The sequence below is a fragment of the Streptomyces tricolor genome (assembly GCF_002155905.1).
GTDB lineage: Bacteria > Actinomycetota > Actinomycetes > Streptomycetales > Streptomycetaceae > Streptomyces > Streptomyces tricolor.
Genome location: NZ_MUMF01000920.1, coordinates 1 through 692 on the forward strand (window position 1 = coordinate 1; position 692 = coordinate 692).

General features: G+C 69.1%; 1 protein-coding gene. It reads left to right on the forward strand.

Translation table 11 applies throughout. The annotated features are described in order from the left end of the window. Window positions 1–692, forward strand: a 692-nt coding sequence (locus CCN44_RS41500) for a carbamoyl phosphate synthase preATP-grasp domain-containing protein (RefSeq protein WP_462509672.1), incomplete at both ends; no start/stop codon positions are given.

The following is a 692-nucleotide window of genomic DNA, read 5'->3' on the forward strand; positions in this document are numbered from 1 at the left end:
GGCATCGAGTTCGACTACTCGTGCGTGCATGCCTCCTTCGCGCTGTCGGAGGCGGGGTACGAGACGGTGATGGTCAACTGCAACCCGGAGACCGTCTCCACCGACTACGACACCTCCGACCGCCTGTACTTCGAGCCGCTGACGCTGGAGGACGTGCTGGAGGTCGTGCACGCCGAGCAGCAGGCGGGGCCGGTCGCGGGTGTGATCGTCCAGCTCGGCGGCCAGACTCCGCTGGGTCTGTCGCAGGCGCTGAAGGACAACGGTGTGCCGATCGTGGGGACGTCTCCGGAGGCGATCCACGCGGCGGAGGACCGGGGTGCGTTCGGCCGGGTGCTGGCCGAGGCGGGCCTGCCCGCCCCCAAGCACGGCACCGCCACCACCTTCGCCGAGGCCAAGGCCATCGCGGACGAGATCGGGTATCCGGTGCTGGTGCGGCCGTCCTATGTGCTGGGCGGGCGGGGGATGGAGATCGTCTACGACGAGACGCGGCTGGAGGCCTACATCGCGGAGTCGACCGAGATCAGCCCGTCCCGGCCGGTCCTGGTCGACCGGTTCCTCGACGATGCGATCGAGATCGACGTCGATGCCCTCTACGACGGCCAGGAGCTGTATCTGGGCGGGGTGATGGAGCACATCGAGGAGGCCGGTATCCACTCCGGTGACTCCGCCTGCGCGCTGCCCCCGATCACGCT